Raw genomic sequence first — 20,880 nt, 5'->3', positions numbered from 1 at the left:
AAGCGTGGTGGAAGAACATGCCTCAAATCTGGATGACATATGACGAGCTCGGCGCGCTTTGCGGCTGCGATGCTGTGGAGGCGAGGGACCGCGCGATCCATTTGTCGCTCGATCGTCGCAGGAGTCGCGACGGTGCCACGCGCGTCAAGCTCGATCTGGCGCTGACGGCAAAGTTCTTTGCATCCGTCCGCGAGGCGGATTTCGATCTCGACTGCGCCATTGAAGCGCTGCACGACACCCACCGGAAGATGGCCGAGCTCCTGGTTCCCTCCGAGCGTCACACGAGGCGCGGGGCGGCCTGAGCCGGCGCGTGATGCGCTTGCGATGGCTAATTCCCGCGAGCGTTGTCCCGAATCAGCATAAGCTCTGCGGTGGAATGTCCGGCAGTCCTCGGTGTTTTCATCGCGGGACCAACGAAATCCGCAGGAGGAAGTGCATGAGCAAAGCCGTGTGTCGACGGTCCGTGGCACTGTTGGGGGCATTGGCGCTGGTCGGAGGCGTCAGCGCGACGAGCGGAACGGCAGGTGCGGAGGTCGTGAAGCTGCGAGCGGAGCTCAAGGGAAGCAATGAAGTGCCGCCGAACAGCTCGACCGGGTCGGGCAAGGCGGAGGCGACCTACGACACCGAAACGAAAGTCCTGACCTACCTCGTCACCTTCACCGGGCTGACGGGACCGGCGATAGGCGCGCATTTTCACGGCCCCGGCGAGGCCGGGAAGAATGCCGGCATCGCATTGCCGTTCAAGACGGCGCAAAGCCCGATCGAAGGCAGTGCCACCCTCACCGAGGCGCAGGCGGCGGATCTGTTGGGCGGAAAATGGTACGCGAACATTCACACGGCCGCCAACCCAGGCGGTGAGTTGCGCGGTCAGATGATGAAGTAAGGACCGCGTCGCCCGGTCACTCCGCCGAGGCCGTGCTCGCCGTTTCAGGCAGGTGGTCTGGGCAGGAACGCCAGGATCATCTGGGCGAGCATCACGCCCACGGTGCCGCCCGCCGCCTTCTGCAGCACGTCGAGAAAGCCTGGATCGCGATCGGGTATCAACGCTTGCATCAGCTCCAACCCCATGGCGACTGCGATGACGAGCGAGCAAGCCAGGCTAAACCGTCCCGGCAGCAGGAACGACAGCAGGAAGCCGAGCAGGCCATAGGCGCTGAAGCGCTCGATCACGACGATCCAATAGGCCTCGTGGTGACCCATGAGCGCAGGCCGGCCCGACAGCTTCGCCAGCGTGGCATAGGCGATCAGCGCCAGACAGATGCTTGCGGCTGCTATGAGGTGGTTCCTGCGCATGGCGCCAACATACAAGGTTGGTCGCCGCTCCGGTTCGAAAGCCGAAAACATCGTTAGAAAGTATCGTTAAAGCCTCTGGGGGCCGACCAGTCAGGCCACCAAAGCCTTAGCACCGGATGTCGCCGCGCCCGGCTGCGCAGCCCGACGCGATTTGATGAGCTCATTGAATTTGGCGGCGGGCAGGGGCGGCGCAACCAGATAGCCTTGACCTTCCTCGACGCCGGAGGCGAGCAACGCGCGGAGCTGCTCCTCCGTCTCGATGCCTTCGGCGACCACGCTCATATTGAGGTCTTTCGCGAGCGCCACCAGCATCTCCACGATCGTGGTCGTCGATGCGTCCACCGTGATCGTGTCCACGAAGAACTTGTCGATCTTGATCGTATCGGCGCCGAGGCCCTTCAGCCGCGACAGTCCGCTATGGCCGACGCCGACATCGTCGATGGCGACGCGGAAGCCGCGGTCCCGCAGCTCGGCCACGACCGAAGCGGCGCGCGCGAGATCATCCAATTCATCGCGCTCGGTGATCTCGACCACGATCTGGCGCGCGGAGACGCGTGCCGTCAGAACCGTGCGCCGCAGTGTCTCGACGAAGCCGGCGCTCAGGAGGTGCTTGGGCACGACGTTCAGCGACAGCTTGAAATTCTTGTCGGCCCTGAGCAATGGCCTGAGCTCGGTGAGCGCCGATCCCAGGATCTGCCAGGTCATCGCCTGGATGCGTCCGCTGGATTCGGCGAGCGGAATGAAATTCATCGGCGGGACCACCGAGCCATCGCGGCGCAGCCAACGCGCCAGAATCTCGCAGCCCTTGATCCGACCTGTCCGGAGGTCGAAGATCGGTTGGTAATATGGCTTGAATTCGCCGGCTGTCAGCGCCCGGTCGAGATCGGCCACTGGCCCTTCCGTGCGGCGGTTGCGTGCCAGCAGGATGCCGAAGATCGCGCCAAGTCCGAGCGCCACTGCAAGCATTGGCCAATAGGCCTCGGTGTTCCAGCTCGACAGCACCGCGTCCTCGAGCCGGATCGTGGCATGAAGCGGGAGCCGAGCGGACGCTCGCTCGAAGCCGATCGGCGCCGGCAGAGACTTGCCGGCCTCGGTCTGGAATTCGCCGAGCTTCTCGCCATTGCTCAAGGCGAGGATCACCTGGCTGTGCGCGCGCAGCTCGGCCGGCATGATGTCGAACAGGCTGGCATTGACACCGACAATGGCGACCAGGGCGGAGTTGCCATTGACGTCCCTGAGCACGCCCAGGGCGTCGCCGCCAAACTGCTCCACGCGGAACAGGGAAAGCGTCTTGTCGCGCGAAGGCAGCATGTCGCGGCGATCCACCCATCCCTTGTCGAATTCGAGCGTCTCGGAATAGGCCGAGCAGATCACCGAGCCGTCCGGCTTGACGAGGCGGACGTCCTTGATCGCCGAGCGCTGGTAGACATGCAGGCGGATGGCTTGCAGCGCCGCCGGCTCGCAGCTGGCGAAATTGCGCCGCGCGAGCTCGTCCAGGCTGCCCGCAGCGAAATCGACTGCAAGCTCCGATCGGCGCAGAACCACCTCGGTGAGCTCATTGAGCTGATGCGCCTGGTGCTGGCGAATGACGGCGCCAGCGGCGAAATGACCCGCCAAGCCGAACGCCATCGTGCTCGCAAGCACGAGTGCCACAAACGGGAGGTCTGGTCGCAGCACTCTCATCCGGCTCAGGCGAAAACAGGGCGGGGCGGAAATTCAAGCAAGGCGTGGAGATTGATCCTAGCCAGCGGGGGCTAAGATAGGGTTTAACGGAAAGACCGGCCCGAAGGGCCCCACCTGAGCAGTGCCCGGCCAATGGTCTGGCGGCTCGGGGTCAGAAACAAGCATGGAAAGTTGAGCAGTATGATCAGGACGTTAAGTCTCGTCGTGGCGTTGACAATCGGGAGCTCTCTGGCCTCGGCGCAGGGGACCAAAGACACGCCATCGGGCACGCAATCCACCTCCGCGACGCGCAGTGGCACGGGCACGAATTCCGGATCCGACACGATGGGCGGCGCCTTCAAGGGAACGGGGACGCCCAGCTACGGAACCAGCCCAGGGATGGGGTCCCAGAAGAGGACGCAGAATTAAGTGTGGCGGCTGGCGGGACACCGCCGGCAACCCGCTCAATCCACCTCACCGTCCAAGACGATGGCGGACCGGAACGACCCCGAGATAAGGGCGGCTGGCCCTATCGATGCGGGGCCGTTGGACTGCAGCGGCCGTACATGAAGCCGAGGCGAGCGCCGGCACTTCCAAGATCAGCTCTTCTTTGCCGGCTTCGACTTCAAGGAAAGACCAAGCCGCAACGCCATGCGCTTGATCGCATCGGGCGAGCGCCCGAGAGCTTTCGCTGCCTGCTCCAGCGAGGTTGAAGACTTGGCCAGCTCGATGAGCCGGCGATCTTCCTTGAACGACCAGGGCCTGCGCGCCATAACCGAAATGATCCTCTCGTCGACACAACGACAAAGCCGCCAAGCGGACCCATGTTCGCTCGACGGCTTTGCTTGGGTGGGGCCGGGCTTGGGGGAGCCCGGTGCGAGATGGATAAGCAATCGCCGAAAGTTCGCAACAAACAACGCGGGTTAAGCTAACCTCTCAACCTTACCGCGATGAAGTTGGTGCATGGCGCTCTGCAGAAGCGCGGATGCTTCTTCAGCGGTCTCGTCCGAGAGGCCGCTCCATACGTTCGAGAACGTTTCGCAAGACCTATCGTGCAGATCGCAACTGTGCCCGATGACAGCGCATCCAGCCGCTTCGTTCGAGGCTGCTGCCGCCGTGAACACGGGTTAACATCGCCGGCTGGATATCCGCCCCCGAACGATGCGAGATTTCGTCATCCTCTGGGCTCGTGGTTCTCGCGACGGCCAAAATTCAAGCATCACGTTGCACAAACTTCATCTTCCTCTGACAAAACTTTCAGCGCCGATGATCTTGAAGTCGTCAGAACATCACGTTGAAATGTACCGGGAGGAGCGTTCCGATCATTGGGAACATTCCAAATGTTTGCAATTCTGGTTCTGATTTCGATTTTTGCAGCTGGCTTTTGCTGCGGCTACGGCGTGCGGGCATGGCGCTCGCGCAGGCGATCGGCACGATACCGTCTCTATGCGCCCTACACGCCGGCGGCGATGGGGTCAAAGCAGAGCGAGCATCCATCGTAGTGGCACAGCCATGGCCGCGATGAGAGTGCACGCTGATCCTGCCGTGCGGCCGCGTCGGATAACCATGCGCAGTTAGGTTAACGCGGTGCGGCGCTTGAGAGCTTTGGAACGGCAACCTAGAACGTAGCAATTCATGGTGAGAGTTTAGCCGCCTGTATTTTCGCGGCTCGCATAGGTGGGCGTGAATGGCGTATTTGATTGCTTTGCTGGGCGCGACTTGCGTCCTCGTTTTGATCGCGTTTGTTCGTGGCTTTGAGCGGCGGCTGAAGGATCGTCCGGGGCCTTGGATCATGAACGAGGGCCCTGCGAATGACTGATCAAAGGCACAACGCGCCGCGCAGATACTTCGTCGATGCCCAAGGGCATCGCGTTCTGATCGGCCTGTCTCCGGAAGAGACGGCGGAGTTCGAAGCTCTGGATCTTGCATCGAACGAGACAGGGCAATTTACATCCGAGGTCCGCGTGCGAAAAGGAGCCGCTGCCGACGGCGAGATCCGCTGGCACGAGCTGTATTCCAAGCACGCGGGAGCTTGGCGGGCATGGATTGCACAAAGCCAGACCGCACGGGCGCCGGATTCAGGATTTGTTAACTACGTCTGACCGATGGTACCCGCCTGGATCTCGTATGTGGGATGGCCCGGATGTTTCAGCTGTTCCTGAGAGCGCGCGCACACAATCTTCTCGGCTCCCGCCGCGAGGACAAAACCTTCAAGGCCCGCTCGGCCGAGCGTGACGCGGAGACCGACCGCGGGCGGATCGGTGCCGTTTTGGCCGCGATCGAAACCGCCTTGCAGGAGGCGGAGAGGGAGCAGGCCGGGCTCAACCGGCGTGTCGACGATGCGCTTGCCCGTGCCTCCGTCACCTTCGGAAACGGCACCGACGAATATCTCGAGCGGGAGCCGCTCGACAATCATCATCAGGATCTCTTCGCGGCCGACATCTCGAACGGCCAGCGCCGGCTCAAGGAATTGGCGAGCAGCATCGCCCACTTGAAGTTCGTCAAGACGGCAATGCTCACGCGCTTTCCGGATTTCAAGCCGCCGCAGCTGAACAGCTAGGAGCGGTGATATTTCTGCGCGCTCTGCGGCCGTGCTTCGAGACGCGGCTCTGGAGCATGGTCCGAACAAGTGCGCAGTCACAATTCAGCGCGCTTTGCCGTTTGGCGCCTCGTTCCTTTTTGGTATGGTCCGGCAAGCATTCACCGAGTGAAGGAGCAACGACGTGCCGGTCAAGAATTTGCGGACATTGGTTGGGCTGGCATTCGCTTTGACATTGGCCGTGCCGGCGACGGCGTCGGCCATCACTGCCGAAGTGGCGCGGGCATGTGACGCCGCGGTGGCCAAGGCCTTTCCGCCCAGGCAGATCGGCAACCCCGCAGCGGGGAGTGCCAAGGGAACGGGCAAAGACCAGCGCGAGTACTTCCAGAAATGCGTCGCCAACAACGGCAAGGTCGACGACATGCCGGCGGATGCGCCAAAGGACAGCAAGCCGGCCAAATAGGAAACAAAGGCTGCGTTATCGCCGCGGCGGCGGGCAGGGCGAGTAGAACGCGCCGTTCGCCGCATTGATGCGCTCGACGCATTGGTTGGGATCGGTGATCGTCCCAGCGATGGTGAAGTCATAGCCCATGCCCCTGACCACCACGATGTAGCGGCCGGGCGCGAGCGTGAAGCCGTCTTGCTCCGGTTGCAGCAACAGCATTCTCGACTGGTCGTCGATCGGACCTACCTTGTAGGGGTAGGACATGCTGCGGATGACCCAGGAATCGCCGGCGCTGACCATGGTGGCTTTCCCGCTGGCATCGACGCCCATCGCTCGCGAGACTTTTGCGATCACCCGAACTTCGGTCCCGCTGGCGTCGATACCCCCGTCGGGCCTGAACACGATGAATTTGACGTCGCCGTCCATCAACGTGGTCGCGCTCGGCGTGTTGATGGCGGCCGAGATCGCGACCCGCCGGTCCGGAATTTTTCCGGGAACCGGCTTCAGCTCGTGGAGCTGGCCCTCGCTCAAGGCGTAGACGCCGAACGTCGTTGGCAAAGGCATCGAGGGGTGCGCCGCCGGCGCCGGCTCCTTTGCGCTCTCCGGGATTCGTTCAGCGGTCTCGCTGGCCGAGGGAGTCGGAATCGCGGTCAGCTGAGGCTCCGGGCCCTTGGCCGAACGTTCGGGCTGCGCCATCTGCGACGATGCCGTCAGTTGTGCCTTCAGCCGCGGCCAATACACGACCGCGGTGCCGGCGCCAGCAATGAGCAGGAGGATCGCGGTCAATCGAACGAGAGACTTGAAAGCGCCGCTCCGTTTGGGTTGGTCGGGCGATCCTGGCGGTGCGGCAGGACGCCGCGGCGTCTCGGCAGCCATCGGAATGGCTGATGACGCCGAGGCAGCGGGCGTCGGAATGGGCGGGGGGACGGGAACGTTCGCCGGTGGAGAATTCGCCACGGGGACCGAGGCATCCCTGGTCGGTGAAGACTTCTCGCTTCGCTCAAAGGCGCGTTCGACCTCTCGAATGGCGCGTTCGAGGACTTGCTGGAGCTCTCGCGCTTCCCGCGCATCGGCGTGGGTGAATTGTTCCAGAAGCTTGACGCGAGCCAGCTCGTAGACGACATCCCGCATCTGCCTGGGGTCGCCGGAGACTTCGCGGATCCGCTCTGACAACAGGCGGACGAGCCCGGCCTTGATCTCTTGCGCCTGCGAGGCGTTGGCTGCGGTGTCGCCGGTCTCGGTCATCAAGAGCGATCAACTAGCCCGGATAGTGCCGTTTCGCTAGGTTTTTTCACCCCGGATCGCGTCGGTTGCGGTGAAACACGCTGATGCTCCGGCCGCAAAGGTCCTGCGCGGTCGTTTCGTAGCGCTTGCTTTTGGGCGGAAACCTGTGACATTTCGACCGGCTCCTTCTTCCGGTGTGTGACCATGCGCGGCATTTTGACAGCAATGATGTTTCTGACCTTTCTGGTTCAGTCTGCTTCTGCACAAGGGACCAAGGATCAGGCCAACACGACTAGCTCCAGCATCGTGACGACGACCGACAAAAAGAAGCAGACCACCCAGGCTGCCTCGCGGCCTACGGCTGTCCGGAACGTGGGTAGCGGTTCTACCGGACAGGCGGCCCAAGGTGTCTGGAGGAATGGCAAGCTGATCGCGGTGCCTCGCTGAGGTCACCCGTGCCGCGGTGAGGTCGCGCAACGAACCGTGATGCCGTCGTGAAGGAACGGTGTTCCCTCCCTGACGTTCTTGCTCGGGAGATATCGCATGAAACGAATAGTCTTGATCACACTCGCCCTTGTGGTGCCTGCGGGCGCCTGGGCCCAGGGCGTCAGCGATCCGTCGACGCCCAACCGCAATGTGATCATCGTCAACCCGTCGCAGCCCGCGCGTCCCAACGCGACGCCGAATATCCCGAGCCGGATCGAGCCTCCCGTGACGACTTACGGACGGGCCCGGCCCTATCACGGGAATACAACCCGGGGCAGCGGGTCGAGCCGCCGTTACTAAAGCGTTTTCGGGCGAAGTAGATACCCCTTCGCGCGTCGTGGGCCTGCCTATTGCGGGTTGACTTCGACCTCCAGAGTCGACGTCCCGGGATCATGACGGTTCTTGCCCGAAATCAGCAGCGTGAACTTGTCGGCGCCTCGCGCTTCCCTTTCTGCCGAATAGCGAAAGCCGGACCCGACCACCGCCAATTGTCCCCGTGATGGCCCGCTCACGACGGATACGTTGAAGATCTGCATGTAAGACCAACGCAGTCCCTGAATGCAGTCGGCGCCAGGGGCGATCGACATCGTCCATTTCACCGTGTCTTGCGACAAGGCGAAGGGCGTGCGCTCCTTGATGCAGAGCGGGCTGGCGTGAGCCGTGAGGGCGGACATGGCATACGCCGCAACGGCAACGCGCAACAACGATACCAGGCTTGCACGCATTCTCGCCAACTCCATCGACGGATGCCGAAGTCTAGCAGCGATGGCCTAACGAGGCCTTAGAACGACGCTATTGTCCTTGCGTCGCTCATCCGATGCCGATCGCAGATAGGTCGATCATCGGTCGGCCTCTCTCCGGATCATGCCATACTAGACCTGTTTTGCCCGACGGATCAAGTCAGGACTTCGGAAAATACGTAAGTCATTGATTCGGTTGGTGCCGGCTACTGTGCATGGGGTTGTTTTTCGCTTTTTGAAGGGACGGCCGCTGCGTTCCGAAAATGTTGCAATTGGCAGCCGTATCAGCTGAAGTTGCGGCTGCTGCTCGACCCGCCATCGGAGTCATCGGAGTGCGACCCGTCCGCTGCAAGTCCCTGTCAGACCGCCGGAGACCGGCGCGCGCGCCGGTTCAGGCGGCCGTGGCGGCCGCTGTCGGATTGGCTCTTTACGCCTGCCCGCTCTCGTGCCGTGCTCAGACCGAGCCGGAGCCGTCCATCAACGACTATCTTCCGCCGAGCGAGCCGGAAGTCTCGCGCGACGAATGGCGGCAGCGCATCGAGGATGCGCGGCGCCGTGCCAAGGGGGTTGCGCGCGAGCGGCGCGAGCATCCGGAACTCTACAAGCCGGCTCCGGAAGATCCGGACCTCGTCGCGACCGAACGTCTGCTTCGCGACGACAGCCTGCAGCGAGGCGACATCGTCGCCACCAAGAAGGGCATGTTCGTCTACCAGGGGCGATCCGATCAGCCGCGCCGCGATCAGGACTTCGTGCCGGTCAACCCGAAATCGGTCCGCTGATTTAGTACCGCCGCAAGATCTCGTTGAATCTGGGATCGGTCACCTTCGTCGTCTCCAGCAGCAGCGACTTGCCTTGCGGCGTTGCCTGCACATAGGCCGCGATCAGCAGCGGCTCGTAACGCGAGCGGTTGGCCAGCGCCGACCGGATGTCGGATTGCGCCAGCAGCTTGATCTCCTCGTCGGTTGCCGCGGCGCTCGAGGTCACGGTGCGGACGCGTGAGAAGGCAACGTCGATCGGCACCGACCCGGTCAGGTACGACATCTTCACCGCAGGCGTGACCGCCTCGCCGGCCTGGGCCTGTAGCGTGCCGAGCGTGAGCCAGAGCGCCGGCCTGATCGGCGAAACTTTCAAGGCTGCCACGACAGCGGCTTGGGCCGTCTTGTTCTCGCTGGCCCTTCCGCCTGCCTCGGCCGACGGACGATGCAGAACGTCGGCGGCCATTGCCGCCGCATGATTTGCCAGGAGGTCGCCATCCCACGAAAAGGATGCCAGGCTGCCTGCCGCCGCGAGCTTGGCCTTGTCCGGCGGAATCTCGCCGGAGAACAAGTCGCTGGCGCGAAAGTTCGGCCGTACGAGATCGCCATAGAACGTCATGCCGGCGTGGAGCGCCAGCGCGATCGCGGTCAAGATGCCAATGGCGCGAAGCGTGATCACCGAAGTTGCGGCCTGAGCTTTCAAATTGCGAGAAGACTATCGCCTTGGATCGTCAACAGGGTCAAGTTGCCGGTCGCATAAGCGCCGGTGTCGATGTTGATGCGATTCGACCGGATATCGGGCGCGCTGACCGGCGTATGGCCGTGCACGACATATTTGCCGAAGCGCTCCTCGGAGGCGAGGAATTCCTCGCGGATCCAGAGCAGGTCCTCATCCTTCTGGCGATCGAGCGGGACGCCCGGTTTGACGCCGGCATGGACGAAGAAGAAGTCGCCGCAGGTAAAGGACGAGGGCAATTGCTGGAGGAAGGCGAGATGCTCCGGCGGGAGCGCACGTCTCAGTCCCTCGATCAGTTCGACCTGCTGCTCCGCGGAAGGGTTCATCGTCGGCGTGACGCCATAGGAGACCAGCGTCAGCAGGCCGCCATAGTGGCGCCACTCCTGCAGGCGGGCCGGGTCCTTGAGCACCTCGAGCAGGAAGACCTCGTGATTGCCCTTCAAACAGACCGTCTCGTGCGACTTCGAGCGTTCGATCAGGAGATCAAGAACGGCGCGTGAGTCCGGGCCGCGGTCGACATAGTCACCGAGAAAGACCTGAATGGCGCGTTGCGGCGCCGAGCGGGCCAAGTCGGCGTCGATCACGGTTAACAGCGATTGAAGCAAGTCGGCGCGGCCATGCACGTCGCCGATCGCGTAGACGCGAACGCCATCGGGAAGCCGAGGCTTGGTCTTCTTTCGAAAGCGGGAGGAAAGGCCCATCAGGTCGGTCGAATCGCTTCCAGCATCACGAGCGGAACGTCGTGACCGCTCTTAGCAGAACAAGTCACACATCGGTATTCTTAATTGTTTCCGACCGATGAGCCCGCATTTTGATTAAAGCCTCGCGTGGCCTTTGAGCCGTATTTCAAGAGGTCTCGCGTAGCGTCTCCCCAACAAGAACGGGGAGCGCGACATGCGCAAAGTTGTGAAGTTCCTGGCGGCCGTCGCCATCGTCGTTGCTGCGGGGGTGCAGCAGAAAGCGGAAGCCGCCTTCGTCGGGGCGCCCCTGGGGCTGCGCGGTGCCATCCACTACATCAAGTTCGACCAGCCGACGCTGCCGCCGATGGCGTTCACGCTCTTCTGCCTGAAGTACAAGGACGAGTGCAAACCGCGTCCGCAGCGGATCGTCTTCCGCGGCGGACGTCTGAAGCTGACGGCCGAGCGCATGGCGCAAATGCAAGAGGTCAACCAGCGGGTCAATGCCGCGATCCGCCCCGAGGCCAATCTGGAAGGGCTGCGCGGCGAGAAGTGGCTGCTGCATCCGGCAAGCGGCGACTGCAACGACTATGCCGTGACAAAACGCCACGATCTGATCGCCAAGGGCTTTCCGGCGCGCTCGGTGCTGCTGAGCGAGGTCGTGACCAGCTGGGGCGAGCATCATCTCGTGGTCGTGGTTCGCACCTTCTCGGGCGATCTCGTGCTGGACAATCTCTCCGGCCACATCATGCCGTGGTCGAAGAAGCCCTATCGCTGGGTCCGCATTCAGTCGCCCAAGAATCCGAACTACTGGGCCTCGCTCGGCGACCGCGCGGTCTGATCACCCGCGCGCTATCGTGATCCGGACTGGCTGACGCTCTGCGACAGCCCCAGTCCCAAGATCACCGAAAGGCAAAGGATTGCTGCCGGCTGCAGCAATCCGGGACCGGCAAAGCTCTGAACCAGCGCAAACAGGACGCAGGCCGCGGCCGAAGCGGGAAAGAACGAGTCGCGTCCGCGCTGCAGGGCGCCGACGAACAGGCGGACCAAAGCGAGCAGGCTCACCGCGATCATGGCGACTAAGCCGACCCAACCCATCCCCGCGAACACGGATGTGGCCGCCGAGGGCGCCGTCAGGACGGCGCCGGCATCGCTCTGATAGATCCTGCCCACCGCAGAAAAGGTCCCCGCGCCGGCCCCGAACCAGCGGGTGTCGGCCAGCATCCGCTCGAGCGCGGCCTTGGTCTCGGTCCCCATTTCCGGAACGAGCCGCAGCAGGATCGGTCCGGAGCTCTTCTCGAACAGGAAGGTCAGCACGATCGCCGCGCCGGCCAAGGCTGCCACCGACAACGCGCTCGCGGCCAATGGCGACAGATCCAGTCTGCGGATGACGAGGATCAGCAGGATCAGCACGACGCCAAAGGCCGCCGCCATCGCGCTGTTGGTCCCGGACAGCCCAAAGATCGCGGCGGCACTGACCAAGGCTCCGACCAGACCGCAAAGTCCGATCGCGACCGAGCGAAGGACCGAGTGATGCGTCTCCGCCCGCTCAGCGGCGAGCTGCATGACCGCCAGATTGAGCATGAGGCCGAGCCCGGCCAGGCTCGTCGTGAGGTCATGGGGGACGGATCCGGCAAGCGCCGGCGAGAGCCGATGCAGGTCCAACATCAAGGCGGAGATCGCGGTTACGCCGCTCAGCACGAACAGAACCAGCTCGGCACGGCCGCGATTGCGGACCACCAGGATCGCGACGCCGAGCAATGAGATCGCGGCAAGCGCCATCAGCAGCGCTTTCACCGTCAAGCCGATATCGGCCGTGATCGGCCCGAGCGACAAGCCACCGATCACCTCGTGAGCGCTGGCCCAGATCGGATGCGCGATGCGCAGCGGAAGCGGAGCGAGCTGGGCCGCGATGCACAGCGGAATGGCGAGCAGAATCCAGCGGCCCCAGGAGGTCGCACGGACATAGTGCTCGAAGTCGGCCTTTCGCGAGCTCGAGGCGGCGGCCAGCAGGCCAAGCGCTGCGGCCATCGTCCCGAGCTGCGCCCCCAATGTGGCGCCGGCGATTTCGAGAGCGGAAGCGGAAACGATGGAGACGATGAGGGCAAAATAAGCGAGGGACAAACGGCGCGCTCGAAGCGAATCCTGAAACGGTCAGGTCACCATACAAGCGGGCGGTGCGTTTTCAAACAGAGGCTTGCGTTGCGATCAGCGGGTGGCCTTGACCGGTCGGCCGAAGACGCGGGTGGCGCGTGCGGCGGCAAGGGCAAAGCGCGCGCCCGAACCGAAGAGGTAACCGCCCTGGAGGGCGATGGCGGCGAACGCCGCAGCCTTCATGCCGTCAAGGAAGCCCAGGCTGGTCATCATGCTGACTGGCAGCATGGTGAGCACCAGCGCAAATGTGACCGGCAGGAGCACGAACACGCGAAAGCGTTGGCCCAGCACGGCCCCTGTGAGAAAGCTGAAAATCAAAAAGGCGGTCATCCGAAACACTCTCCGTGCTCCGGACCCTAGATTCCCCGCCTAAAAAGACCCTTAAGTTGTATGGCTAAATTTAGCCTATTGGCCGCAATTTGCCAGCAGCGCATGATAGGCCTCTCGCAGCCCGTTGAGCGCTACCATACCTTTGATCTCGCTGTCGCCTTCCCTGACCACCACCGACAGGGAGGCCGTCGTCTGCCACTTCCCGGCGGCAAAGGCCGAGACCTCGTCGGGAAGCAGCACGGCCGCTCCCGCGGCCGCCATGCTGCCCTCGAAGCTCAGGGCGCCGCCGCCGCTCGCTGCAATGGTTACCTTGGGGCGGCTCCGGGGCGGGAAGGGCCGGATCAAGGCCACCAGCACATCGACCTTGCCCTTCGGGGCGCAGCGCACGATCAGGCCGGCGAAGTCCGGGTCCGATTGGGTGGTGTCGGCGGTCTTCATGATGGCCGCGAAGCTTTCGCCGTCCTTGGCCCCTTGGGTCCGGGTGAATTTCCAGACGGACGTGGACGCAGGGGCGGCCACATCAACAACGGTGCCGCGACACCACGCCCTGGCGCTGCCAGGGCAGGCGACGGCGGGGCCCCATGCGCGATCGGCGGCGCCAAAGACGGAGCCCGCCAACAGCGGGATCAGAAGGAGGCCAGACACGGGGTTCCTATCCTTAACAAAAGCCTTGCACTCGACACACTACGCCTCGACAGGGGCTCATTGCCCTCTGACCGGGCACACGAAATACAACAAATGGTCACAAAGACTTAAACCAAGCCCCAAAGAGTGGCCTGCACGCAACACTGGCCGACGGATCGCTCCGTTAACCACCGGGAACCCTTGTCGCACCACCCCCTAGGCCGTACCAATTCACGTCACTTGGGGACCCACGGGCGCGATTCATGTCATCTATTGCCAAGACCTATGTGTTGAAGCCAGCTTTTCTGCTGGCCGCTTTAGCGCTCGGGGCCTGCTCGACCAATCCCGGCTCGGGACCGCTCACCGACGACGTCAACAACAAGATCCAGACGGAAAACGCGCCGGCCTACGAGCTGGTGCCGCTCAATCCGGCGACCGTGAAGATCCTGCACACCCATGAGCCCAAGGGCCTTGCAGGCGTGTTCACCGACCGCCGCCCGCCTGCCAGCATCGTGTTCGGCATCGGCGACGTCGTCAGCGTCACCATCTTCGAAGCCGCGGCGGGCGGTCTGTTCATCCCGGCGGAAGCCGGTGTCCGCCCGGGTAACTATGTGACGATCCCGGATCAGTCGGTCGATAATGACGGCTTCATCACCGTGCCCTATGCCGGCCAGATCAAGGCCGCAGGCCTGACCGCGGTCCAAATCCAGCGCGCGATCGTCGAGAGGATCGGCAACCGCGCCATCGAGCCGCAAGCGGTCGTGGCGATGTCCTCGCAGCGCACCCAGCTGATCAGCGTGCTCGGCGAGGTCAATTCGCCCGCGCGTTATCCCGCGAGCGCGGCGGGCGCGAAGGATCGCGTGCTCGATGCGATCACCCGCGCCGGCGGCATCAAGGGCCAGGGCTTCGAGACCTGGGTCATGCTGGAGCGTGGCGGACGGCGGGCCACCGTGCCGTTCGAGAATCTCGTGATGGCGCCCGAGAACAACGTCTATGTGCGGCCCGACGACAGCATCTACGTCTATCGCGAGCAGCAGAAGTTCCTGGCGTTCGGCGCCAGCGGCCAGAGCGGCGAGTTCAACTTCGACGCTTGGCGCATCAATCTCGGCGAAGCGGTCGGCAAGGCTGGCGGTCTCCTGGACGGCCAGGCCGATCCGGCGGCCGTTTATCTCTATCGCCGCGAGCCGCGCGAGGTTGCGGCCCAACTCGGCATCGACGTGAGCAAGTACACCTCGGAGACGATCCCGGTCATCTTCAACGTGAACTTCCGCGATCCCGGCGGCTTCTTCCTCGCCACCAAGGTCATGATGAAGAATGGCGACATCATCTACGTCTCGAACTCGCGCAACGTCGAAGTTGCCAAGTTCCTGAACTACCTGCGTGTGATCATGGCGACCGGCTCGGATGCCATCAATGTCAGCAACGATGCGCTGATCTTCCGCAACAACATCAAGCTGGCGCCGTAAGACGCCGACTTGACCGACCAATGACGATGGCACCGGGGCTTTGTCCCGGTGCCATTTTCGTTTCACAATCGAGGCGGTTCTGCTGGGACGAGGAACTCGGGATCTGGATCGCGTTGCCGCTTCGCACGGCGCATCGGTCACCCGCAGCGCTGCAAGGGGCTTCATGCGCTTTCGAGCATTCTGGCATCCTTTGGCTCTCGTCCCTTTCGCCGTCGCACTGGCGCCGGCCGGGACAGCTCTCGGCGCTGCCGCGGAGCTGGGCGTCCGCCATCGCATCGATGTGATGATCTCTGCCGAGCCTGATGCTCCCGTCCTGTCGCGCCTCAAGGGCGCCAAGGGCGAGCTGTCCTTCACGGTTCGCCTCTCGGCGAACTCCAAGGAGAGCAAGTTTTTCGGCATGTTGCGTCCGTCCTTCCCCGACATCGTCGTGCCCGATGGCCCGGGCAAGCCGCTGGTGCAGCAGACCAAGCTGTGGGAGGAGGACGTCTGCCATCAGCGCCGCGGCCTGCCGAAGGTTACGGTGACCCAACTCGGCGGGCATTTTGCGCAAGGGGAGGGGCGGATCGAGATTTCCGCCATCAACCGGCACATCGGCGTCCTGGTCCCGCCCGACGAATTAACCCCCGGAATAAAACTCGATCAGGGGAGTGATAGTTTTGGATTATTCTATGCGTTCCGCGCGCAGAGCCGGAACAGCCGCCTCAACGTGGATCTGAAGATCTATCCGATCGATTGCTTCCTCTAGGCCCAAGAGCAAAGCTCGCAAGACATAACGATGCGCCTTCGGCTTCCCAAGATTCGCTGGTCATGGAGCCTACCCGCGGTCTTCATCCTGTTCTTCGTGGCCGCCGGCGCGCCGTTTCCATTCGGCTCGACCAATGATCTGTCGATCGCGTTCTGGTGCCTGTGTCTCGGTATCGCGGTCATCTTCGCGCCGACGCGCGATCTGCGCACGCCGCATTTGTGGCTGCTCGCCGGCATCGGCGTGATCGTCGCCGCTTACGCCTTCGTGCTGCATGAGCAGCTTTCCGATCATCCCTGGGTCGCGCCGTTCCAACCGATCTGGAAGCAGGCCTCCGATCTGCTCGGCGTTCCGATCGCCCCGTCGGCCTCGATCGTCAAGAACGAGGCGTTCTTCGCGCTCGGCGCGCCGCTTGCCAACATCCTCGCCATCGTGCTCGGCATCACCGTCGGCGCCGACCGGATGCGCGCGCGCCGCCTGCTCTGGGTGATTGCGATATCGGGCGCGGCTTACGCGCTCTATGGCGTCGCCTCGTTCCTGATCGAGCCCACCATGATCCTGTGGCGGGACAAGACGGCGTATCTCGGCAGCGTCACCGGCACCTTCATCAACCGCAACACGGCGGCGGCCTATTTCGGCTCGGCTGCGGTGATCTGGATGCTGCTGATCCTGGAGGACGTCCGCCGCCGCCTGCCGGAGCGGCACATCGAATGGCGGCGTCTATCGCTCGATCTGCGCGCGATCCCGCCGAAAGAGATCCTGCCGCAGCTCGCATGCCTCTTGATCTGCCTGATGGCGATGTTCATGACGACCTCGCGCGCCGGCGTCGGCCTGTCGCTGCTGGCGATGATCGTCGCCTTCACGCTGTTCCTGCGCAAGGACCTGCCGCCGCGCACCGGCATCTGGATTTCGCTCGGCTCCGGCCTTGCCGTCGCGCTCGGCCTGTTGCAACTGCTCGGCGGCCGCGTTTCCAGCCGCTTCGACAGCCAGGGCCTGGTCGACGAGGGCCGCATCGAGGCCTGGAAATCGACGCTGCGGATCATCGCCGACAATCCCTGGTTCGGCACCGGCATGGGCACCTTCCAATGGGCCTTCCCGCCGTACCGCAGCCCCAACATCTCGATTCGCGGCGTCTGGAATGCGGCGCATTCGACGCCGCTGGAGCTTGCCTCGGAGGTAGGCATTCCCATGGCGCTCGTGGTGACGCTCGGCTGCGCGATCATGCTGCTGGTGCTGGCGCGCGGCGTGTTCGGCCGGCGGCGCGACGTCATCATCCCGCTGGCGGCCGCGGCGACCGCGACGCTGTCGCTGCTGCATTCGTGCCTGGACTTCACCTTGCAGGTGCCCGGCTACAGCATTCCGTTCTTTGCGCTTTTCGGTGCGGGCTTGGGGCAGTCCTTCTCCAGCCGGGAGGGCCGTGCGAGTGCGGGAGCGGGCGCCACCGCACCGCGAGGCGAGGGCCGCTCCGCAACCCCACAGGCGCCCCGCGCGGGCCGGGCAACCTTCACAAAACTGTCTAGATTTGAAGCAGTTGCGCCGTTTACGAAGATTTTATTATAAATGGACAGCCCTTTTCTCTTTCGCTAGGTTCCTGCACTGCACAGGCGCTTGCCCGGGCGAGGATGCAAATCGGGCAGCTGTTTTTTTTCGGAGATTGATTTATGAGCGTTATCAGGAACGCGCTTCGCATGGCTGCCGCCGCGGCCCTCGCCGTGACGATCACGACGGCCGCCAGCGCCGCCGTTTACCCGCCGCAGCGCCAGCTGCCGGCTACAGTCATTACCGAGTTCAAGGCCGCCCCTAACAGCCTGCTGCAGCAATATCCGACCGGCGGCCCGCAGCTGATCTCGCGCGTGCGCGACCTCGGTGCCTCCGATCCGACCACGCTGCCCGGCCTGATCGCGCTTTTGAAGGATCCAGCGACCACCAAGGACCAGTTGAACGCGATCGTCGCCGGCCTTGCACAGGTCGCCCGTATGGCCGCGCAGCAGGACCAAGCCTATGCCAATGAGATCCAGACCGCGATCGCCGGCACCGGCAACCCCGACGTGATTGCCGCCTACCAGGCCGCGACCGGCGACGTCGCAATCGCCGCAGCCGGGGGCGGCGCGGGCGGTGGCACCGGCGCGGGCGGCCCGACCGGCAACGGCTTCCCCACCGGCGGTGGGGGCGGCGGCGTCGTCGTGTTCGGCAACAACACGACGCCCAACAACGGCTCCGGCATCGGCAGTGGGTCCGTTGGCGCCACCACTGTCAATCAGGTAAGCCCGCAATAAGCAGGGCGCGGCTGGTCCGATAGACATCGACCTCGGCAACTATCGCTGCTTTTGTTGAAGAGGTCGCCAGTCACGATCGTAACTTCGCATCAAACACGTGTTGCGAATGCATTACGCTGCTCTCCTGACGTTTTACGTGCGGTACGTCGGCGGGTGATGCCGGTTAACTCCCTGGGCATAGCGATACTCTGCAGGAGGCATCAGAGCAGCCTGCTACGCTATTGCTGAGTTGTCGATATCGACTTGGTGTTCGACTCGGCCGCTTGCTCATCTTCAGCTGTTAAGCTTCCTGTGATTTTTCATCTACCGCCGCGTCTGAACTGCAATGGTCTGTTCTTCTTAGAGACGGGTCATGGTAATGTATATTGCAGATGCGAAAAGTCTAAGCTTTGTGAACACGTGCTTCTTCATGCCGCTGCAAAGCCAAAGATCTTGCCAAACTTCAAACTGGTTCGTCTCAGGGCTTAAATATGCTTCAGTTCAATAGACCGACCAACGAGATTGGTCGGGATTTCTCCGAGGGCGAGCAGGGCGCTTCGCATCAGGATATTAGGTTTTACGCTGACATCATTCGACGTCAGTTTCCGACGGTGCTCGCCATTGCATCGGCAACTCTCCTTGTGGCGATCGTCTATCTTTTTACCGCCGCTCCGCTGTTTACATCTACAGCCTCAATGGTGATCGACACACGAAAGCTGCAGTTGTTTCAGCAGCAGTCGTTGCTCGGAGACGTTGCTCTCGACACATCCACGGTCGAAACCCAGGTCGAAATTCTTAAATCTGAGAACGTTAGCCTCGCGGTTATCCGAGACCTGCACCTCATCGATGATGAGGAATTTACAGGTAGCGGCGGCGGTCTGGTGGGGGCGGCCATCGGGTCCGTTTCTAGGTTGTTCTCCTCACCCAGTGCACTGTCCGAATATCAATTGACGCGCCGAGCTTTGGGTCGGTTTGAGTCCAGTCGCACAATTAAGCGGCTTGGCCAAACCTATGTGATGGAAATCGGATTTACTTCGCGGGATCCGGTGAAGGCGGGGCGGATCGCGAATGCAATCGCGGATTCGTATATTGTTGATCAGCTGGAAGCTAAGTACCAGTCGACAAGACGGGCGAGTGTATGGTTGCAAGATCGTATCAAAGAGCTGCGCATACAAGCTTCAGCCGCGCAAAGGGCAGTCGTCGATTTCAAGACTGATAATAAGATCGTTGATACCGGCGGTAGGCTTATGAACGAGCAGCAGCTAGCCGAGGTGAATAGTCAATTGGTTCTGGCACATGCGTCTACCGCTGAGGCGAAAGCACGGCTAGATCGCCTAAACGACATCCTCAGACAAGATGTTCCTGACGCCAACATTGCGGATGCGCTTAAAAACGACACGATCGTGAAGCTGCGGGCGCAGTATGTTGACATGGCCTCTAAGGAGTCTATTTGGTCAGCAAAATACGGGCCTGATCATCTTGCCGCTGTAAACCTTCGAAGGCAAATGGCGGAGATTAAGAAGAATATTACAGACGAGCTCAAGCGTATCCAAGAGTCGTATAAGAGCGAGTACGATATCGCGCTTACGCGAGAGGAGAGCATCAAAACGAGCTTGAACAATGCTGTGTCTGAATCCCAGTTGACCAATCAAGCTCAGGTGCAGTTGCGAGAATTGGAAAGCAATGCACAATCTTATCAAGCAATGTATGACAATTTCTTGCAGAAATATATGGAGTCGGTGCAGCAGCAATCCTTTCCTATCACCGAAGCTCGCGTAATTACCCCTGCAAGCACATCGTTAGCTAAAACATATCCCAAAACCTTTGTTGTGCTCGCCGGAGGATTGCTGTCGGGTCTTCTGTTGGGTATTGGTGTAGCACTCGCGCGTGAGCTCACGGACAACGTTTTTCGAACAACATCTAGAATTCAAGAAAAGCTTGGAGCTAGTTGCGTGGCGATCGTTCCCGCAATCGCTAGCGAAGGGTCGTCTCGAAAGTTGCTCGGAGCAAACAAGTCTCCCGACGATAGAAGTTTGCTCCGCTACGTTGTTGATCAACCGCTTTCCAGGTTTTCTGAGGCCATTCGCTCTTTGAAGGTGAGTTTAGACATCAACTCCATTGTGCGAGAGAACCGTGTCATTGCGGTTACCTCCGCCCTGCCCAACGAAGGGAAGAGCACAATTTCGGTCAATCTCGCTCAGCTGATGGCGCACGGCGGCGCTCGCGTGATCCTGATTGACACTGATCTTCGTAATCCATCCTTATCGCGTGCACTACTTCCTACTGCGAAAATAGGGTTGCTAGAAGTTATCGCGCAGAAGGCGCCTTTAGAAGATGCATGTACGCTAGATCCAGAGACGTCGCTTAGCGTTCTGCCCGTGGTTGTGACGTCCAAGCTGCTTCATACGAACGAAATACTCGCATCGAAGGCCATGCGCGAGCTAATTGCAACCTTGAAGACGAAGTTTGATTATGTAGTTTTGGATCTTCCTCCCATGGCACCTGTCGTCGATGTGCGTGTGACGCCATCTTTCGTAGACTCGTATGTCTTTGTGATTGAATGGGGTAAGACCAAGGCGGACGTTGTCATGCACAACCTTCGTGCCTCGCCCGCCATCCATGAGAAACTTCTCGGAGTTGTTCTCAATAAGGCTGATACAAAGCTAATCTCGCGCTATGAATCATACCAAGGCAGATACTATTATCAAAAGTACTATTCTCGATATGGCTATGTAGAGTGAGAATACTGCGC

Annotated in this window: 24 protein-coding genes; 14 read left to right on the top strand and 10 right to left on the bottom strand. The window is 61.9% G+C overall.

Features of this window, described 5'->3' with window-relative positions; all coding sequences use genetic code 11:
• The first annotated feature begins 17 nt into the window (after positions 1 to 17).
• Positions 18 to 302 carry a hypothetical protein gene (locus tag I6F20_RS24920; protein ID WP_036011293.1) on the top strand — a complete coding sequence of 95 codons (285 nt, stop codon included), beginning with the start codon at positions 18 to 20 and terminating at the stop codon, positions 300 to 302.
• Positions 303 to 436: 134 nt separating this feature from the next.
• Complete coding sequence (locus I6F20_RS24915; RefSeq protein WP_225112338.1) at positions 437 to 883, top strand: CHRD domain-containing protein; 447 nt, start codon at positions 437 to 439, stop codon at positions 881 to 883.
• Positions 884 to 927: 44 nt separating this feature from the next.
• On the opposite strand, the gene I6F20_RS24910 is transcribed toward I6F20_RS24915, so the two are convergent.
• The 3 genes from I6F20_RS24910 to I6F20_RS24900 form a co-directional block, all read right to left on the bottom strand.
• On the bottom strand, positions 928 to 1,293 hold the full coding sequence (locus I6F20_RS24910; protein ID WP_036011287.1) for a VanZ family protein: 366 nt from the start codon (positions 1,291 to 1,293) through the stop codon (positions 928 to 930).
• A gap of 90 nt (positions 1,294 to 1,383) precedes the next feature.
• Positions 1,384 to 2,976, bottom strand: coding sequence for an EAL domain-containing protein (locus tag I6F20_RS24905; protein ID WP_518513067.1), 1,593 nt, complete (start codon positions 2,974 to 2,976; stop codon positions 1,384 to 1,386).
• 578 nt (positions 2,977 to 3,554) lie between these two features.
• A complete protein-coding gene (locus tag I6F20_RS24900) occupies positions 3,555 to 3,728 on the bottom strand; it encodes a hypothetical protein (protein WP_167361675.1) in 174 nt (57 codons plus the stop codon).
• Positions 3,729 to 4,766: 1,038 nt separating this feature from the next.
• On the opposite strand from I6F20_RS24900, the gene I6F20_RS24895 reads away from it, so the two are divergent.
• The 3 genes from I6F20_RS24895 (at position 4,767) to I6F20_RS24885 (ending at position 5,957) form a co-directional block, all read left to right on the top strand.
• On the top strand, positions 4,767 to 5,057 hold the full coding sequence (locus I6F20_RS24895; protein WP_036011277.1) for a hypothetical protein: 291 nt from the start codon (positions 4,767 to 4,769) through the stop codon (positions 5,055 to 5,057).
• 41 nt (positions 5,058 to 5,098) lie between these two features.
• Positions 5,099 to 5,515 (top strand): hypothetical protein, encoded by a 417-nt coding sequence (locus tag I6F20_RS24890; RefSeq protein WP_036011274.1) that lies wholly within the window; start codon positions 5,099 to 5,101, stop codon positions 5,513 to 5,515.
• 163 nt (positions 5,516 to 5,678) lie between these two features.
• Positions 5,679 to 5,957: a hypothetical protein gene (locus I6F20_RS24885; protein WP_225112340.1), complete on the top strand. Its 279-nt coding sequence runs from the start codon at positions 5,679 to 5,681 to the stop codon at positions 5,955 to 5,957.
• Positions 5,958 to 5,972: 15 nt separating this feature from the next.
• On the opposite strand, the gene I6F20_RS24880 is transcribed toward I6F20_RS24885, so the two are convergent.
• Positions 5,973 to 7,184, bottom strand: coding sequence for a hypothetical protein (locus I6F20_RS24880; RefSeq protein ID WP_225112341.1), 1,212 nt, complete (start codon positions 7,182 to 7,184; stop codon positions 5,973 to 5,975).
• A 183-nt stretch (positions 7,185 to 7,367) separates the two neighbouring features.
• Between I6F20_RS24880 and I6F20_RS24875 the strand changes: the two genes are divergently transcribed.
• Both I6F20_RS24875 and I6F20_RS24870 read left to right on the top strand, forming a co-directional pair.
• A complete protein-coding gene (locus I6F20_RS24875) occupies positions 7,368 to 7,610 on the top strand; it encodes a hypothetical protein (protein WP_057026181.1) in 243 nt (80 codons plus the stop codon).
• A 96-nt stretch (positions 7,611 to 7,706) separates the two neighbouring features.
• Positions 7,707 to 7,949, top strand: coding sequence for a hypothetical protein (locus I6F20_RS24870; RefSeq protein ID WP_128262894.1), 243 nt, complete (start codon positions 7,707 to 7,709; stop codon positions 7,947 to 7,949).
• A 47-nt stretch (positions 7,950 to 7,996) separates the two neighbouring features.
• On the opposite strand, the gene I6F20_RS24865 is transcribed toward I6F20_RS24870, so the two are convergent.
• The gene (locus tag I6F20_RS24865; RefSeq protein ID WP_225112342.1) at positions 7,997 to 8,374 is read right to left on the bottom strand and encodes a hypothetical protein; all 378 of its coding nucleotides are present in this window, start codon (positions 8,372 to 8,374) and stop codon (positions 7,997 to 7,999) included.
• Positions 8,375 to 8,790: 416 nt separating this feature from the next.
• Here I6F20_RS24865 and I6F20_RS24860 point away from each other — a divergent pair, with 416 nt between their 5' ends.
• Positions 8,791 to 9,168: a hypothetical protein gene (locus I6F20_RS24860; protein ID WP_036011263.1), complete on the top strand. Its 378-nt coding sequence runs from the start codon at positions 8,791 to 8,793 to the stop codon at positions 9,166 to 9,168.
• A gap of 1 nt (position 9,169) precedes the next feature.
• On the opposite strand, the gene I6F20_RS24855 is transcribed toward I6F20_RS24860, so the two are convergent.
• Entirely contained in the window at positions 9,170 to 9,823 is a 654-nt protein-coding gene (locus I6F20_RS24855) for a hypothetical protein (protein WP_036035501.1), read from the bottom strand.
• 20 nt (positions 9,824 to 9,843) lie between these two features.
• Complete coding sequence (locus I6F20_RS24850; RefSeq protein WP_109145092.1) at positions 9,844 to 10,581, bottom strand: metallophosphoesterase family protein; 738 nt, start codon at positions 10,579 to 10,581, stop codon at positions 9,844 to 9,846.
• Between the two features lie 193 nt (positions 10,582 to 10,774).
• Between I6F20_RS24850 and I6F20_RS24845 the strand changes: the two genes are divergently transcribed.
• Positions 10,775 to 11,398: a transglutaminase-like cysteine peptidase gene (locus tag I6F20_RS24845; protein ID WP_225128239.1), complete on the top strand. Its 624-nt coding sequence runs from the start codon at positions 10,775 to 10,777 to the stop codon at positions 11,396 to 11,398.
• A gap of 11 nt (positions 11,399 to 11,409) precedes the next feature.
• On the opposite strand, the gene I6F20_RS24840 is transcribed toward I6F20_RS24845, so the two are convergent.
• From I6F20_RS24840 to I6F20_RS24830, 3 genes are all read right to left on the bottom strand, one after another.
• On the bottom strand, positions 11,410 to 12,681 hold the full coding sequence (locus I6F20_RS24840; protein ID WP_225128238.1) for a hypothetical protein: 1,272 nt from the start codon (positions 12,679 to 12,681) through the stop codon (positions 11,410 to 11,412).
• 84 nt (positions 12,682 to 12,765) lie between these two features.
• Complete coding sequence (locus I6F20_RS24835) at positions 12,766 to 13,041, bottom strand: hypothetical protein (RefSeq protein ID WP_036011249.1); 276 nt, start codon at positions 13,039 to 13,041, stop codon at positions 12,766 to 12,768.
• Positions 13,042 to 13,116: 75 nt separating this feature from the next.
• On the bottom strand, positions 13,117 to 13,686 hold the full coding sequence (locus tag I6F20_RS24830; RefSeq protein WP_225128236.1) for a hypothetical protein: 570 nt from the start codon (positions 13,684 to 13,686) through the stop codon (positions 13,117 to 13,119).
• Between the two features lie 242 nt (positions 13,687 to 13,928).
• On the opposite strand from I6F20_RS24830, the gene I6F20_RS24825 reads away from it, so the two are divergent.
• The 5 genes from I6F20_RS24825 to I6F20_RS24805 all read left to right on the top strand — a co-directional run bounded on the left by I6F20_RS24825 (position 13,929) and on the right by I6F20_RS24805 (position 20,869).
• Positions 13,929 to 15,131: a polysaccharide biosynthesis/export family protein gene (locus I6F20_RS24825; RefSeq protein WP_225128234.1), complete on the top strand. Its 1,203-nt coding sequence runs from the start codon at positions 13,929 to 13,931 to the stop codon at positions 15,129 to 15,131.
• Between the two features lie 163 nt (positions 15,132 to 15,294).
• Positions 15,295 to 15,876 (top strand): hypothetical protein, encoded by a 582-nt coding sequence (locus tag I6F20_RS24820; RefSeq protein ID WP_225128233.1) that lies wholly within the window; start codon positions 15,295 to 15,297, stop codon positions 15,874 to 15,876.
• Between the two features lie 30 nt (positions 15,877 to 15,906).
• Positions 15,907 to 17,433, top strand: coding sequence for an O-antigen ligase family protein (locus I6F20_RS24815; protein WP_225128230.1), 1,527 nt, complete (start codon positions 15,907 to 15,909; stop codon positions 17,431 to 17,433).
• 101 nt (positions 17,434 to 17,534) lie between these two features.
• Positions 17,535 to 18,149, top strand: a complete 615-nt coding sequence (locus tag I6F20_RS24810) for a hypothetical protein (RefSeq protein WP_225128228.1) — start codon at positions 17,535 to 17,537, stop codon at positions 18,147 to 18,149.
• Between the two features lie 470 nt (positions 18,150 to 18,619).
• The gene (locus I6F20_RS24805) at positions 18,620 to 20,869 is read left to right on the top strand and encodes a polysaccharide biosynthesis tyrosine autokinase (RefSeq protein WP_225128226.1); all 2,250 of its coding nucleotides are present in this window, start codon (positions 18,620 to 18,622) and stop codon (positions 20,867 to 20,869) included.
• The last annotated feature ends 11 nt before the right edge of the window (positions 20,870 to 20,880 follow it).

It is taken from the genome of Bradyrhizobium sp. IC3123, assembly GCF_020193625.1.
Classification (GTDB): Bacteria; Pseudomonadota; Alphaproteobacteria; order Rhizobiales; family Xanthobacteraceae; genus Bradyrhizobium; species Bradyrhizobium yuanmingense.
The sequence above is the reverse complement of the archived record's forward strand: the minus strand, read 5'-3'. Positions and strand labels throughout refer to the sequence as shown.